This window comes from Mycobacterium sp. (genome assembly GCF_019247635.1).
GTDB lineage: Bacteria > Actinomycetota > Actinomycetes > Mycobacteriales > Mycobacteriaceae > Mycobacterium.
In genome coordinates this window covers 1-14,848 of sequence record NZ_JAFBAR010000114.1, presented here as the reverse complement: position 1 = coordinate 14,848, position 14,848 = coordinate 1, and the positions used below count along the sequence as shown (strand labels likewise).

The 14,848-nt window shown below is 66.8% G+C and carries 13 protein-coding genes and 1 pseudogene; 5 read left to right on the top strand and 9 right to left on the bottom strand.

Going from position 1 to position 14,848, the window contains the following annotated elements:
- Positions 1 to 172: pseudogene (locus JO236_RS19455) on the top strand (hypothetical protein); the annotation flags it as partial.
- A 5-nt stretch (positions 173 to 177) separates the two neighbouring features.
- Here JO236_RS19455 and JO236_RS19450 read toward each other — a convergent pair.
- The gene (locus JO236_RS19450; RefSeq protein WP_293334231.1) at positions 178 to 1,125 is read right to left on the bottom strand and encodes a class I SAM-dependent methyltransferase; all 948 of its coding nucleotides are present in this window, start codon (positions 1,123 to 1,125) and stop codon (positions 178 to 180) included.
- A gap of 324 nt (positions 1,126 to 1,449) precedes the next feature.
- On the opposite strand from JO236_RS19450, the gene JO236_RS19445 reads away from it, so the two are divergent.
- The 4 genes from JO236_RS19445 (at position 1,450) to JO236_RS19430 (ending at position 6,369) form a co-directional block, all read left to right on the top strand.
- Entirely contained in the window at positions 1,450 to 3,825 is a 2,376-nt protein-coding gene (locus tag JO236_RS19445) for a lysylphosphatidylglycerol synthase transmembrane domain-containing protein (protein WP_293334228.1), read from the top strand.
- 81 nt (positions 3,826 to 3,906) lie between these two features.
- Positions 3,907 to 4,578: an LpqN/LpqT family lipoprotein gene (locus JO236_RS19440; protein ID WP_293334225.1), complete on the top strand. Its 672-nt coding sequence runs from the start codon at positions 3,907 to 3,909 to the stop codon at positions 4,576 to 4,578.
- Positions 4,579 to 4,645: 67 nt separating this feature from the next.
- Complete coding sequence (locus JO236_RS19435; protein ID WP_293334222.1) at positions 4,646 to 5,131, top strand: hypothetical protein; 486 nt, start codon at positions 4,646 to 4,648, stop codon at positions 5,129 to 5,131.
- A complete protein-coding gene (locus JO236_RS19430; RefSeq protein ID WP_293334219.1) occupies positions 5,128 to 6,369 on the top strand; it encodes a cytochrome P450 in 1,242 nt (413 codons plus the stop codon). Before JO236_RS19435 ends, JO236_RS19430 begins: the two co-directional genes overlap by 4 nt.
- Here the strand turns inward: JO236_RS19430 and fadD1 are convergent.
- From fadD1 to JO236_RS19390, 8 genes are all read right to left on the bottom strand, one after another.
- The gene (gene fadD1 / locus JO236_RS19425; protein ID WP_293334216.1) at positions 6,366 to 7,967 is read right to left on the bottom strand and encodes a fatty-acid--CoA ligase FadD1; all 1,602 of its coding nucleotides are present in this window, start codon (positions 7,965 to 7,967) and stop codon (positions 6,366 to 6,368) included. The two genes, JO236_RS19430 and fadD1, sit on opposite strands and share 4 nt — an antisense overlap.
- Positions 7,960 to 8,367, bottom strand: a complete 408-nt coding sequence (locus JO236_RS19420) for a Zn-ribbon domain-containing OB-fold protein (RefSeq protein ID WP_293334213.1) — start codon at positions 8,365 to 8,367, stop codon at positions 7,960 to 7,962. Before JO236_RS19420 ends, fadD1 begins: the two co-directional genes overlap by 8 nt.
- 1 nt (position 8,368) lies before the next feature.
- Positions 8,369 to 9,571, bottom strand: a complete 1,203-nt coding sequence (locus JO236_RS19415) for a thiolase family protein (RefSeq protein WP_293334210.1) — start codon at positions 9,569 to 9,571, stop codon at positions 8,369 to 8,371.
- Positions 9,568 to 10,008: a MaoC family dehydratase gene (locus JO236_RS19410; protein ID WP_293334207.1), complete on the bottom strand. Its 441-nt coding sequence runs from the start codon at positions 10,006 to 10,008 to the stop codon at positions 9,568 to 9,570. Before JO236_RS19410 ends, JO236_RS19415 begins: the two co-directional genes overlap by 4 nt.
- Positions 10,005 to 10,508, bottom strand: coding sequence for a MaoC family dehydratase (locus JO236_RS19405; RefSeq protein ID WP_293334204.1), 504 nt, complete (start codon positions 10,506 to 10,508; stop codon positions 10,005 to 10,007). Before JO236_RS19405 ends, JO236_RS19410 begins: the two co-directional genes overlap by 4 nt.
- Complete coding sequence (locus tag JO236_RS19400) at positions 10,486 to 11,640, bottom strand: acyl-CoA dehydrogenase family protein (protein ID WP_293334201.1); 1,155 nt, start codon at positions 11,638 to 11,640, stop codon at positions 10,486 to 10,488. Before JO236_RS19400 ends, JO236_RS19405 begins: the two co-directional genes overlap by 23 nt.
- 4 nt (positions 11,641 to 11,644) lie before the next feature.
- A complete protein-coding gene (locus JO236_RS19395; RefSeq protein WP_293334198.1) occupies positions 11,645 to 12,823 on the bottom strand; it encodes an acyl-CoA dehydrogenase family protein in 1,179 nt (392 codons plus the stop codon).
- Between the two features lie 89 nt (positions 12,824 to 12,912).
- Positions 12,913 to 14,848 (bottom strand): ATP-binding protein (locus JO236_RS19390; protein ID WP_293334195.1); only part of this gene is annotated, 1,936 nt, incomplete at its 5' end.

Below are 14,848 nucleotides of genomic sequence, written 5' to 3'. Positions count from 1 at the left end.
CCTGGCCTGCGGCCCCCACAACCGACTCGCCGACAAAGGCTGGACCACCCGCACCAACACCAAAGGCGACACCGAATGGATCCCCCCACCCCACCTCGACCACGGCCAACCCCGCACCAATACGTTTCACCACCCGGAGAAGCTCTTGAGGGAAGACGATGACGAACCGTAGCTGGCCTACGTCGCCGCGCGCTGCGCAGCCACGAAGAGATTCCCCGGGACCAGGTCCTCGACCTCCTTTGGGGGTTTGCGGTCGTAGCTGGCCATCAGCTGCACCGTCGGCGTCACCGATACGTCCCAACCGTGTCGGCGAAACCGCTCCCCGACGTCCTCGCGCTCCTCGAAGTACCACAACTCGTCGGTCCTGGGGAGCTCGCGCTGCGGGTCGGCGTCGGCCATGAAGGCGCGAACGCGATCCATCCGCGCACGGCGCTTCGCGCGGACCTCGGGGTCGAGAAACGTCGGTCCAAGCGCCTCGACGGCGACCCGGCTGCCGCCAGCAGTAAGCCCATGCACACGGTCGAACAACAGCTCTTGCGCCGCCGCCGGCAAATAGGGCATCAGCCCTTCGGCTGACCAGACACTGGACGCCGACGCGTCAAAACCGGCCTGGCGCAATGCCGTCGGCCAATCCTGACGCAGGTCCACCGGAACCGCGACTCGGTTACAGGCCGGCGTCGCCCCGTGCTCGGCCAGCGTCGAGGATTTGAACTCCAGCACCCTGGGCTGATCGAGCTCGTAGACCGTGACGCCGTCCGGCCACGGCAACCGCCACGACCGCGAGTCCAGGCCCGCCGCCAGGATCACCACCTGCCTGATTCCGGCGCGGGTCGCGTCGAGGAAGAACGCGTCGAAGAAGGCGGTGCGCGAAGCCATGTAGTCGACCATCGACCGCATCTGTAAGGGCAACTCGGGCTCGACTTCGATCAACCGGTCAGGTAGCTGCGGTCCCGAGTGCCAATTCCACACTCCGTCCCCGACGGCGTCGAGAAAGACGCGGGCGAACGGGTCGCGAATCAGCGGGTTCTCGCTCTCGGTTTCCGCGGCGCGAGCCGACGCGACGCCCAGCGCCGTCGCCCCCACGCTCTCGGTGATTTCCCAGCTATCGTTGTCGGTCCGCATCACGCTCGCTCCTCCCAGTCGGCCACGCATTTCCCCAACCCTACGCGAGCCAGCTGTGTAGGTCCTTTGTGCGAGCGCGGTAGTGGTTCGGCGCCAACCGATTTGGCGTTCGCCCTGTCGAGTCGAGTTTGACGGCCGGACCGACACGGGATCGCCCCGTTCATCCGGTTCGTTCGCGGGATGCTCGTCGTAGGCACCACCGCTGCCGTCTATTTCGGCGGATCGGTAGCGATAGATCGACGGGCCAGTCGCCCGGGCCTGGCCTGAGCCGCAGGTTAAGTTGTCGTAGAGCCGTATCGGGGTCAGATCCGAGAGGATCCTTGAAACATGCGAGTTGACGGGCGCGACATCGCCGTTTCCGGCAGTCTGCTGCAACCGCTGACCCGGCGGACCACCGACATCCTGCGGCTGATCCTGGCGGCGTCCTTTCTCGTGGCCGTGATCACGAGTTCGCTGATCACCCGTCCCCGCTGGGTCGCGCTGGAGAAATCCATCTCACAGATCGTCGGCGTGTTGTCGCCCACCCAGTCCGATGCGGTGTACCTGGTCTACGGCCTTGCGATTCTGGCGTTGCCGTTCATGATTCTGATCGGCCTGATTGTCGCCCGCCAGTGGCGATCGGTCGGCGCATACGCGGCCGCGGCGGTGCTCGCCATTCTGCCGTTGTCGATCAGCAACAACCGCTTCTCGGCACCGCGATGGCACTTCGACGCCTCGGAGCGACTCTCGACGGTCCCCGCTCAGATCCTGGACGACCCGCGCTGGATCGCGATGCTCGCGGCGGTGTTGACGGTGTCGGGGCCCTGGCTGCCGGCGCGCTGGCGGCACTGGTGGTGGACGCTTTTGCTGGCCTTCGTGCCAATCCATCTCGTGGTCAGCGCCATCGTGCCGGCCCGCTCCCTGGTGGGGCTGGCGGTCGGCTGGTTCATCGGCGCGCTGGTGGTACTGGTCGTCGGCACTCCCGCTCTCGAAGTACCGCTGGAGGGCGCGGTTCGCGCGATGGCAAAACGCGGTTTCGTCGTATCCATGCTCACGGTGGTCCGGCCGGCCGGGCCCGGACCGCTGGTTCTGTCGGCCACTTCGACGGACTCCGGCACCAGGGCGGCGATCGAGTTGTACGGCCCGCATCAACGCAGCGGCGGGGCACTGCGCCAGGTGTGGTGGAAGCTGCGGCTGCGCGGGTCGGAGACCGCACCCCTGCAGACCTCGATGCAGCGCGCCGTCGAGCATCGCGCACTGATGGCGATCGCCATCGGCGAAACCGGCGTCGCCAACACGTCGACACTCGCCCTCGCCGCGCTCGAACGGGGATGGACGTTGTACGCGCACAAGCCCGTTCGCGGGACCGCACTCGACGAGTGCGCCGGTCAGACATCGGTCGCCACGGTGTGGGAATCGCTGCACACCCTGCACGAGAGCCAGATCTCGCACGGCGACCTGCGCTGCCACGAGATCACCGTCGACGACGGCGCCGTGTTGTTCGGCGGGTTCGGCAGCGCCGAGTACGGTGCCACGGATGCCCAACTTCAATCCGACATAGCCCAACTCCTGGTTACCACCTCGGCGTTGTACGACGCCAAGTCCGCGGTGGGGGCGGCGATCGAGGCGTTCGGCAAAGACATGATCTTGACCGCGTCGCGCAGACTCACCAAATCCGCTGTGCCGAAACGAATCCGACAGTCGGTGGCCAACGCGGGCGACGTCATCTCCAGCGCCCGTGCCGAGGTCAAGCGACAAACGGGCGCCGATCAGATCAAAGCCGAAACCATTACTCGGTTCTCCCGTAGCCAGGCCGTCCAACTGGTGCTGCTCGTTGCGCTGGTATACGTCGCGTACCCCTTCATCAGCACAGTGCCGACGTTCTTTTCCGAACTGCTACACGCCAATTGGTGGTGGGCGCTGCTCGGGCTGACGGTGTCGGCTCTGACCTACCTTGGCGCGGCGGCCGCCTTATGGGCCTGCGCCGACGGTTCGGTCAGCTTTTGGAAGCTGTCAACCACCCAGGTGGCCACCACTTTCGCGGCAACCACCACCCCGGCGGGGGTCGGCGGGCTCGCACTCACCACACGCTTCTTGCAGAAGAGTGGTCTCAGTGCGATACGGGCCACCGCCGCCGTGGCGCTGCAGCAGTCGGTACAGGTGATCGTCCACGTGGTGTTGCTGATCTTGTTCAGCACCGCCGCCGGCGCGTCCGCGGACCTGTCTCATTTCGTCCCGAGCGCCACCATGCTCTATCTGATTGGTGGCGTGGCACTCGGTATCGTCGGTACTTTTCTGCTCGTGCCCAGGCTGCGCGGCTGGCTGGCCACGGAGGTGCGGCCCAAACTCAAAGAGGTAACCGGCGACCTGGTCGAGATCAGCCGCGAGCCAAAACGGCTTGCGTTGATCGTATTAGGGGCCGCCGGAACAACTCTCGGCGCCGCCTTGGCACTCTGGGCGAGCGTAGAGGCGTTCGGCGGCGGTACGACTTTCGTCACGGTCACCGTGGTCACGATGGTCGGCGGCACCCTCGCGTCGGCCGCCCCGACTCCCGGCGGGGTTGGTGCCGTCGAGGCCGCGCTCATCGGTGGGCTCGCCGCCTTCGGGGTGCCCGCGGCCGTTGGTGTGCCGTCGGTGTTGCTGTATCGGGTGCTCACCTGTTGGATACCGGTATTCGTCGGTTGGCCCGTGATGCGGTGGCTCACGAAGAACGACATGATCTGAGCCCGCGAGCGGGGGTCGGCTAGTGTCGCTTGCAGCGCGGCCGGCGACCATGCCGGCCCTGATTTCGGGAGATGCACATTGATGAAGTACCTCACCCCGGCGATCGCGGCTGTCGCGCTGAGCCTGGCGCTGGTCGGTTGCGGCTCTGACAAAAAGGCCCAGACCACGTCATCCACGTCGGTGGCGTCAACGGCAGCTACCTCCGCCGCGCCCGCCACCAGCGGGACGCCGGGCGCGCAACCCCGCAAGACCATCGCCGACTACATCACCGAGAACCACATCACAGAGACACCCATCCATCGGGGCGACGCGGGCTCCCCGACCATCAACCTGCCGCTGCCCGACGGCTGGAAGGTCGATGAGACCGTCTCGACGTCGTACGGCGGCATCGTCCTGAGCCAGCCCGCCAATCCTGCCGACCCACCCAGAATCGTGGCGATCGTCTCCAAGCTCACCGGCGACGTCGACCAGGCCAAACTGCTCCAATACGCGCCGGGGACACTGCAGAGCCTGCCTGGATTCGACGGTGGCGACGGGACCGCCTCAACACTGAGCGGCTTCCAGGCATGGCAGCTGAACGGCACCTACACCAAGGGCGGTGCTAAGCGCGTCGCCGCCCAGAAGACCGTGGTGATTCCCGGCCAGGGTGGGGTCTTCGTCCTCGAGCTGGACGCCGATGCCGCCGGCAGCGACCAAGGGCCGTTGATGGACGCCGTCAAAATCATCGACGACCAGACGACCATCACCCAATAACCGTCGCCTCTGCACTGTTAGCGGGCCGGGGCTCCCGACCAAACCAGATTCGCCGTACGGTGTCTTCATGACCGAACAGTCGTATGCGATTGACGTCGGACACCCACCGGCGGCCGTACTGCGCATCGTCAACCCGCTGCTGGGCTTACTGCTGCGCACTCCCCTGGCGGGACCCGCACGCAAACAACTGATGGTGCTGCGCTTTACCGGACGCAAGAGCGGACGACAGTTCTCACTCCCGGTGAGCGCCCACCTGATTGACAACACGCTGTATGCGCTGACCGGCGCCCCGTGGAAACAGAACTTCCGCGGCGGCGCACCCGCCCAGGTCGTTTATGACGGCAAGACAACCGCTATGCAGGGCGAGCTGATCACCGACCGCGCGACCGTCACTGATCTGTACCTGCGCTGCGCCCAGGGCTACGGCGTCGAACGCGCACAGCGCATGACCGGATTGAAATTCCGCGAGCAGCGCATACCGACGCCCGACGAGTTCGCCGAAGCGGTCGACCGGATGAACCTGAGAGCCATCAAGTTGACTCCCGCCGCGTGAACCTGCCGCCGGGGTTCGACTTCACCGATCCCGACATCTACGCTCAGCGGCTGCCGGTGCAGGAGTTCGCCGAACTCCGCGCGACGGCACCGATCTGGTGGAATGAGCAACCACCCGATCAGGGTGGCTTTGGCGACGGCGGCTACTGGGTGGTGACCAAGCACCGCGACGTTCGCGACGTCTCGCTGCGCAGCGACGTCTTCTCGTCGGCCGAGAAGTCCATCGTGCCGCGTTACCGGGAGGACTTGGCGCAGGGACAGATCGAGGCGGGCCGGACCTCGATGATCATGATGGACGACCCCGAGCACAGCCGGCTGCGCAAGATCGTTGCGCGCGGCTTCACGCCCCGTGCTGTCGAGCGGCTGCGGGCCGATCTTGGCGAGCGTGCGAAGCGGATCGCCCAGCGGGCCGCCGCCCAGGGGTCGGGCGACTTTGTCCGGCAGGTGGCGTGTGAGTTGCCACTGCAGGCCATCGCCGGGCTGCTCGGGGTGCCACTGGCCGACTACCAGAAGCTGTTCGACTGGTCCAACCAGATGATCGGCAGCGACGATCCCGAATTCGCCGAATACGATTCGCTGACGTCTGCGGGCGAAATGATGTGGTACGCAATGCAATTGGCGGAACAGAAGGCCCAGCAGCCCGGCGAGGACATCGTCACCACGCTCATCCAGCCCGACGCCGATGGTCACCGGCTCTCCGAGGCCGAGTTCGGCATGTTCGTGGTCACACTGGCCATCGCCGGCAACGAGACCACCCGCAACTCGATCACGCAGGGGATGATGGCCTTCACCGACTATCCGGACCAGTGGGAGCTGTTCAAGGCGCACCGCCCCAAGACCGCGGCCGACGAGATCATCCGCTGGGCGACCCCGATCACGGCGTTTCAGCGGACCGCCGCCGCGGACACCGAGCTCGGCGGCGTGCGGATCGAGAGGGGCCAACGCGTGGTGATGTTCTATCGCTCCGCCAACTTCGACGAAGAGGTTTTCGACGACCCGTTCACGTTCAATATCCTGCGAAACCCCAACCCACACGTGGCATTCGGTGGCACCGGGGCACACTACTGCATCGGGGCCAACCTGGCGCGCATGACCATTGACCTGATGTTCAATGCCATCGCCGACCACCTGCCCGACCTCACCGCGGCCGGGAATCCGCAGCGGCTGCGGTCACCCTTCATCAACGGCATCAAGCACTGGCAGGTCGACTATAAGGCCAGCTGCCCGGTCGCCCGCTAATTACCCGAACTCGTTGCCAACAAGGCATATTCACGCCCACGGCTCTCACGCTCCCACATCACACCGTCCCCGGCGGTCACACCGGCTTCGATGAGTTCGCGTTTGAGGATCTTGTTGGTCGCGGTTCGTGGCAACGCGGTGTTGATCCGGACGTACCGCGGCCACGCTTTGGGTGACAGGTCGGGTTGGGCGGCGAGGAACTCGCCGAACCGCCGGGGCGTCAACGTTATTCCCGCGTTGAGCACCAGCGCCGCCATCACCTGATCGCCGACATGCTCATCGGGAACGGCGTACACGGCGACCTGATTGACGTCCGGCAGGCGCTGCAGCACCCGCTCGATGGGGCCGGCCGCCAGGTTCTCGCCGTCCACCCGCATCCAGTCGGCGGTGCGTCCGGCCAGGTAGATCCAGCCGTCGGCGTCACGGTAGGCGAGGTCCCCCGACCAGTACATGCCGTGTCGCATCCGTTGGTCTGTGGCGGCCGGATCGTTGTAGTAACCGGTGAATCCGCCGGTCCCGTAGGTGTTGACGAGTTCACCGACGGCGTGGTCGAAGTTGGCCAGCGCCCCGTGCTCGTCGAAAACCGCAGGCGCACACTCGGTCAGGGTCTGCGCGTGGTAGACGCTGACGCCCGGATATCCCTTGCCGATCGAACCCGGCGGCGTGCCGTCCTCGCGCATCACCACGACGGCGAACTCGCTGGAACCGAAGCTGTCCACCACCCGGCATCCGAAACGCCTTGCGAATTCGTCGATGTCGCGTTCGGTGGCCTCGTTGCCGAAGGCCGCCCGCAGCGTGTTGTCGGCATCGTCGGGACGCTCCGGGGTGGCGAGTACCAGCGCCAGCGGCTTGCCGACATAGTTCATGTACGTGACCCGGTGGCGTCGGATGTCGGCCAAGAACCGTGTGGGAGAAAACTTTGCGGGCACCATTGCGGCGCCGGCGGCGATCGCCACCCCCCAGCCCGCCGCCACGCCATTCGAATGGAACAGCGGCATCGCCAGGTAGCACACGTCGTCGGCGGTGAGCGCGAACCGCTCGACCAGGCTGGCGCCGCACATGACCGCCATCGCGTGTGCGAACCGCACGGCCTTGGGGTCGCCGCTGGTGCCCGACGTGAAGATCATCATCACCGGATCGGCGCCGCCGACCTCATGGGGCACCAGCGGTCCGGCGGCCGCCACCGCGTCGCGGTACGCAGCGTCGTCGACATTCAGGACTGTCGCGCCGGCCAGGTCCCGATCCGCGTCCAGCCCGTCGAGTAACCCCAGTTGCTGGTTGTCGACGAGCACCAATTGCGAGTCGCAACGCCGGATGTCGGCCGCCAGGCCCTGCCCGCGACGGGTGGTGTTGATCCCGCACAACACGTACCCGCCGAGTGCGGCCGCCGCCATGGAACGCAGCATGGCGGGCGAATTGCCCAGTAGCGCACCGACGTGCAGCGGCTTGGCCGGGTCGAGCAGGCTCATGACCGCCGACGCCTCGGCCGACGCCTCGGCGAGGTGCTCGCGCCAGGTCCAGCTGCGGTCACCGTGTAGCAGCGCGACGGTGTCGTCGTCCATGCGTGAGCGGAGCAACTGCTGCACGGTCTCAAACATCGGCAGGCCTGTACCGCAACAGCGTGATGCCACCGCCGGGCACGTCGCAGAACACCGGAGACACCCGCATTCCGATACGGATGTCGGCGGGCTTTGCGTCGACCAGCTCGGTGCTGAACCGCGGGCCGACGTCCCACTCGACGACCGCGAGCAGCTGCGGGACTTTGTCGGCCCACGGCGGACCGGTCGGACGGTGCGTGACGGTGTAGGTGTAAAGCGTTCCCGCGCCGTCGATTTCGCGCCATTCCAGGTCGTCGGCGAGGGTCCCGGGGGTCAGCGTGCGGGGATAGAAGACGTAACGGTCCGCCGACGGCGAGTACTGGATCAGAATCCGGTGTTCCCGCAGCGCATCCCAGAACGGTTGTGACACCGGCGTCGGAACCGGAAGTGGCTCGCTCATCTCAGTCGCCCCCTAACACCAGGGCCACCTGTTCACTCATGATGCCGCCGTTGCCGGTGACGAACGCCGTATTGCACTCGGCCACCTGCGCTTCGCCGGACCGGCCCATGACCTGGCGCGCCCCGTCGACCACATGGTGCATTCCGCCGGCCATGCCGGCCTGGCCGAAGGACAGCTGGCCGCCGGCGGTGTTGAGCGGGAAGTCGCCCCGGAAGGTCAGGTCGTGCTGCGTTAGCCACTTCATGCCCTCCCCCTTGGCGCAGAACCCGGCATCCTCCAACGTCATCAGCACGGTGATGGTGTAGCAGTCGTAGACAGAGGCGACGTCGATATCGTCGCGCTGCAACCCCGCCATCGCGAACGCCTTGTCGGCGGCGCGGGCGATCGGCGTGCGCATGAGATCGTCGGCGTAGGTGGGGGTTTTGAACCGGATATGTTCGCCGAAGCCCTTGATCCAGACGGGTCGGTGCCGGGCGCGTTGCGCGACGTCGGCATTGGCCACCAGGACGGCCGCCCCGCCCTGGACGCGCATGACAGTCTCCAGCATGTGGATGGGCTCGGCGATCACCGGACTGCTTAACACGTCGTCGACCGTTATCGGCTTGCCGTGGAAGACCGCGCCGGGATGGGAGCACGCGTTGATGCGTTGCTGCACCGCGATGTGTGCCAACGCGTGTGCGTCATAACCGAATTCGGCCGCATATCGTTGCGCGATCTGCGCGTACGGCGCGTTCTGGCCGACGTTGCCGTAGGGAATTTCGAACTCGGCCTGCGGTGACCCGTAGTTGTTGCTCGATGCGCCGTACCAGCCGAGGGTCCGCCCGGGTCGCTGCTCGGAATGGGGAATCTCCAGCGATCCCGGCACCGCGACCAGCACGGCGTCGCACACTCCCAGTTCGACGGCCGCCGCGGCCCTCCAGACCATGCCCGCGGCGGTCGCGCCGCCCAAGTCCACCCGATCACCGAAGTCCAGCGGCAGACCGAGATATTCCGACAGCGTCGCGGGCGCGAACATGTCCGATTCCGCGATGCCGTGGCACGAAAGCCCGTTCACCACACCCGGATCCACGCCGGCGTCGTCGATCACCAGCTTCGCCAGCAGCGCGTACTGATCCAGGGTGAACGACGGTGGCCGGGTCTGGCGCCGTTCGGCCGGCAACTCGGCGATGCCGATGATCGCCGCTTCCCCGCGCAGCCCGCTCATGGCGCACTCCGGCGTGGCAGGGCGACGGTGGCGGTGCCTGGCATCAGCATCTCGTCGCCGCGGCGGCAGAAGATTTCCAGGTCCACCAGCGCCCCAGAACTGGAGGCATCCGTCTTGCCGGCGACGACGCCGCCGAAAGTCAGTTCCTGCCCGGGATAGGCGATCGCACGGTTCTGCGCCGAGAACGTCACCAATCGGCCGTCGCCACCGATCCAGTCGGTCAACGCGCGCGACAGCAGCGCCGCCTGCAGCGGACCGTGGACAAGCACGTTGTCGTAACCTTCGATGTCGCGCGCGTAGTCCTTGTCGTAGTGGATGCGGTGACCGTTGTATGTTGCCGCACTGAAGAAGAACATCTGGGTCTCGGTTACGGTGACCGTCAGGGCCGGGATCGCATCACCGGGCCTAACGTCCTCGTAGTACACCTGGCCGGTCATGCGGGCCGCGCGATCATCGACATCGTCGCCTCGGCGACGAGTTCGCGGTGCTGGTTGCGGTATTCGCCGCGCCACGTGACAAGCACGAATCTCCCTGACCTGCCTTGCTTTTCCACAATCGACTCGATGGTGCGCACCATCTCGATCTCATCGCGGTGATAGGCGGGCCGGTGGAAGGTGGTGCTCTCGCCACCGGCCATTCGCCGTGGTGCCCGCGGAAACGCCAGGCTTCCGGTCACCGCGCCGGACGACCCGTCGGGCCGCAGGTCGCCGAGTGCCGCCACGCCCAGGATCGCGTACTGCAGAAATAACGGTGGACAGATCACGTCGCGATATCCGTGTGCCCGAGCGTATTCGGCGTCGAACCACAGGGGGTTGTGATCACCGATGGCCGCGGCCCAGCGCTGCCAGTCACGCCTATTCACTTCGCCCGTCGCGGTGGCGGCAACGGTGCCGACCCTGGCCAGGGATTCGGCGTCAACGAGGCTCTCGGTCGCCACGGCCACCCTCCCAGTCCATCTCGCCTTCAAGCCATGTCGCCGCCACGTCGGCGCCCCCACCCAGTGTTGAGAGCACGCGGGCACGTTCGGAGAACAGGTGCAGGTCGGTGTCCACCACGTAGCCCATGCCGCCATGCAGCTGGTGCGCATCGAGCGTGATCCGCTTGACCTCGACGGCGCGCATCCTTGCGACGGCCGTTTCGCGGGTTGCGCTGCGACCGCGACCAATCCAGAACACCGCGGACTGAGCGGCCAGCCGGGCGGTTGCCAACGCGATGTGCATGTTGGCGACCAGATGCTGGGCGGCCTGGAAGGAAGCGATCGGCCTGCCGAACTGCTCGCGCATCTTCGTGTAATCGACGGTGCGTTGCACCACCGCCTCGCCCACTCCGACGAGATCCAGGCACAGCAGCGCCACGGCGGCGTTTGCGACGCGCCGCAGCTCCCCTTCGGCGAGGCCCTCCGCGCCGCCCAGGACGCGCCGCGGATCCTCGACGAGGACGTCGTCGAATCCGACGGTGAACGCGCGGTGCCCGCCCATCATGGCGATCGGCTCGACGGTGATCCCGGCCGACCCAACCTCGCCCATATCCGCGACGAATCCCAATGTCCTACCGCTCGTTTCGGCCGTGACGACGATCAAGTCGGCCAGGTCGGCATCGGCGACAAAGTCCGCCACCCCGGACAGCCGCCAGCCCCGGGTGTCCGCGCGGGCGCGCAGAGTCGGGGTTACGTCCGCCGCATCGCGTGGATTCCATAGCGCGGTGGCGCCGCGCGCGGTCCCGGACGCCAGCGCGGGTAGCCAGGCCGCGCGGGCCGGTGGTCCACCCAACCAATCGACGGCGCGGGCCGCGTGCAGCGTGCTGTGAACGACCATGGGGCACAAGGCACGTCCGGCCTCCCGGCAGAAGACACCGAGTTCGGGCAGCCCGCCGCCCGAGCCGCCCAGTTCTTCCTCGACCGCCAGTCCCAGGACACCGGCCTCGGCGAGCGCCTTCCACAACGCCGGCGTGACGCGTGCGCCGTCCGCAGTGTGCAGAGCGCGGGCCAGCGTCGTCGGACACTCGGCCGCCAGCACGCCGCGACACATCGCGGCCAGGTCGCGCTCGTCGGAATCCGGTATCAGTCGCACGCGGTCACCGGCCGTAGGAAGGCATCCCGTGACCGCGCTGGGCGATCACGTCGCGGAGCACTTCGTTGGTCCCGCCGCCGAAGCGCATCAGCGGCGATACCCGATAAAGCCGCTCGAAGAAGCCTTCCAGCGGGGCGCCGGGGCTGCGGTGGGCGATCAGCCCGTCGGGGCCCAGCAGGTCTATTGCCAGATCAGCGATCCGTTGGCGCAGTTCGCTGGTGAAGATCTTCTCGACGCTGACCTCGACGGTAGGGATGCGCCCGGCGTCGAGCATCGATGCGGCCTCGTAGCCCATCAGGGTCGCGACCCCGACGTCGGCCTCGGCGTGCGCGAGTCGACGACGAAACGCGGGATCGTGCGCCGGAACCGACCCGTCGCGTGCCGGCCGGGACGCCAACGCCACCAGGTCATCGAGCGCGCGACGCAGATCGCCCGCGTTGGTCAACGCGCCACGCTCCAGGTCGAGTGCGCCGGTGATGTAGGTCCACCCGAGGTTGACCTCGCCGATCAGGTTGGTGACCGGCACCCGCACGTCGTGGAAGAACGTTTCGTTGGTCCGGTATCCCGACCAGGCATACAGCGGATAAATTCCGACACCGGGGTTGTCGACGGGCACCATGATCACCGAGATCCCCCGGTGCCGCGGGGCCTCGGGATCGGTGCGCACGCACAGCCACTCGTGCGTCGACCGTTGCGCCCCGCTGTTCCAGATCTTGGAGCCGGTGATCACCCAATGGTCGCCGTCGCGGACGGCCCGGGTCCGCAGGCTGGCCAGGTCGGTGCCGGCGTTCGGCTCGGAATAGCCTACCGCGCAGACGATCTCGCCCCTGGCGATGCCAGGCAGGAACTCCTTCTTGTTCTGCTCGGTGCCGTGCCGCATGATCATCGGCGCCACCGACGTCACCGTCAGATCGGGTCCCGGCACGCCCCAGTACTCGAACTCGCTCATCAGTAGGTGCTGGTGCATCGCGGTGCGGCCCAGGCCGCCATACTCCCGCGGCCAGTTCAGGCCGAACCAACCCCGCTGCCCAATCTTGCGGCGGAACGCCGACAGTTCGCCGCCCTGGAATTCGAGGCCGTGTTCGGCCATTTCGGTCCTGAGTTCCGGCGTGACGTTGTCGCGTAGGAACTGCCGCACCTCGGCCTGCCAGGCCCGTTGCTCGTCGTCGAGCTCGAAGTCCACATCAGCGACAGTAACCCGGCCGTCGCGAGCGTGCGTGTCGGTTCAACGACACGCCGCTTGACCTGACATTCTGCGCACGGTCGCGGGGGCTAGACGAGCGCTGCTCGGGCGAGATCTATTTGCTCGTACGCGTAGGAAGCCATGGCCGCCACGGTCATGGTCACGCCGGCTGCGGCCCGCGACTCGTAGGCTCGCTCCCCGAGCACCTCACGTAGGTGCGTGATCGCGGTGCTGATCTCGGGGAACGCCGTCGCGGTCAGCGGGCTGAACGCGAACCCGGCGATGGTGGCCGCCGCCTCGTAGCGCCCCATCCGATCAAGAAAGGTCGCAAGGATCGCGAGCGGGGAACGCATGACGGCAAGGTTGCCCGAATTGTGGTAGTTGCGGATAGCTGAACCGACGTGGTCCAGGCCGGCCTGCGGATCGCCGTGTTCGAACTCGAGACGGGCGAGGCTGACAGCCAGATGTGACTCGTTGGCGCGGCATCCGTTGTCCCGGGCGATATAAAGTCCGCGCCCCAGGGCGTCGAGCGCGGACGCCGGATCGGAGTCGCGACGAGCGAAACCGTAGGCGAGCAGCGCGTAGGAGAGTGCGTAAGGATTCCCGGTGGCTTCGGCCGCCTCGATCAAACCGGTGGCGGCCGCCACTGCCTCGTCATGCAACCCGGCGATCGTCGACGCCAGGACCATGGACGACCGCGCGAAGGCGTGGGTGTCTCGACCGCGGGTCATCCTGTCGCGACACCATTGGGCCCAGCGTTCGGGTTGGCCAACAACCAGGTACACGCCACCGATCAAGGCGTCGAGGCCGAACGGCACTTCGCCGACGTCGCCGTCACCGTCGCACCGAATAGCCTTGTCGGCATGACGAATTCCGGCCTCAATCCGGCCCGCGAGATAGCTGAATGACCCCAACGCATACACGAATGCGAGTCGAGGCCACGCGACGGCGCGGCCGGAGTCGAGTAGTTCTTCGTTCCAGGCGATCGGCTCGTAGTTCTCGGCGACATAACCGAGCCATGCCGCATAAGTCGCGATCGTCGCCGCGACTTCCAAGTCGTCTTCGTCGGCGGCCCAACGGAAGGCGCTGCGCAGATTGGCGAGTTCCGTGTTGAGCCATTTGTAGGTTTCTCGCTGACGGGGGCTGTCCCAGAGCGCCAGAATGCCCGCTTCGAGCCGGGCGAAATGACGGGCGTGCGCGGTTCTGGCGTCGGCGGCTTCACCACGGTCCGCCAATTTGTCCTCGGCGAATTGCCGGATCGTTTCCAGCATCGAAAACCTTGTCTTCCCGGCGGACCGGTCGGCCGCCAGTAGTGACTTGCGCACCAGCGCGTCGAGCAAATCCAGCACGGCGAACTCGTCGGGCTCACCGAATCCGGCAACCGCGCAAGCGCTTTCGAGGTCGAATCCGCCCACGAACACAGAACAGCGATCCAGCAGCGCCTTTTCGGCGTCATCGAGCAAATCGTACGACCACTGCACGGCATGCCGTAGCGTTTGATGCCGCCCCAGCGCGCGCCGGGACCCGACCAGCAGCCTGAATCGTTGGTCGAGACGGTCTCGAATCTCACCCGCGGTCATCGACGCCAACCGGGATGCGGCCAGCTCAAGACCCAACGGGATGCCATCCAGCCGGCGGCAGATCTCGACCACCGCCGCGGCTTGGTCGCCTGCGGCTGCCTCGAAGCGCGGTGACACGTTACGTGCGCGTTCGACGAACAGGGTCACCGCCGCCGAGTCGACGCCGGCGCCGACGTCCAGCGGAGGCACCGGCCAGAGCTGTTCGTCCGTGAGGCCCAATCCTTCGCGACTGGTGGCCAAAACCCGCACAGTGTCCGAGCGGGTGAGGATGGCTTCGACCAAATCAGCCGCCGCGTCGAGGACGTGTTCGCAGTTGTCGACCACGAGCAGCCGCACTCTGCCTTCCAGCGCCGCGGCCACACTCTCGCGCACACTCATGCCGGCCTGTTGGGTGATGCCCAGGACCGATGCCACGGCATCGGGCACCGCCTCCGGGTCAGTTACC